The sequence below is a fragment of the Pseudomonas nitroreducens TX1 genome (assembly GCF_000313755.1).
Taxonomy (GTDB): Bacteria; Pseudomonadota; Gammaproteobacteria; order Pseudomonadales; family Pseudomonadaceae; genus Pseudomonas; species Pseudomonas nitroreducens_A.
Map to the genome: position 1 here is coordinate 1 of NZ_AMZB01000008.1, position 445 is coordinate 445.

Annotated in this window: 1 protein-coding gene; it reads left to right on the forward strand. The window is 65.4% G+C overall.

Annotation, left to right across the window (positions count from 1 at the left end):
• Positions 1-445: methyl-accepting chemotaxis protein (locus C167_RS31930; RefSeq protein ID WP_037005694.1), on the forward strand; the 445-nt coding region annotated here is incomplete at both ends.

The window sequence follows — 445 nt, forward strand, 5'->3', positions numbered from 1 at the left end:
GCCTTCAACCGCTTCGTCGAGCGTATCCACGAGTCCATCCGCGAGGTGGCCTCCACCGCACGCCAGCTGCATGATGTCTCGCAGTTGGTAGTGAACGCCTCCAACTCCTCGATGAGCAACTCCGACGAGCAGGCCAACCGCACCAACAGCGTGGCCGCAGCGATCAACGAACTGGGCGCCGCCGCTCAGGAAATCGCCCGCAACGCCGCCGACGCCTCGCACCATGCCACCGATGCCTCGCACCAGGCCGGCGATGGCCGCCAGGTGGTCGAGCAGACCATCAGCGCGATGAACCTGCTGTCGGACAAGATCAGCTCGGCCTGCGCCAACATCGAAGCGCTGAACAGCCGCACGGTGAACATCGGGCAGATCCTCGAAGTGATCAAGGGCATCTCCGAGCAGACCAACCTGCTGGCCCTGAACGCCGCCATCGAGGCCGCCCGCG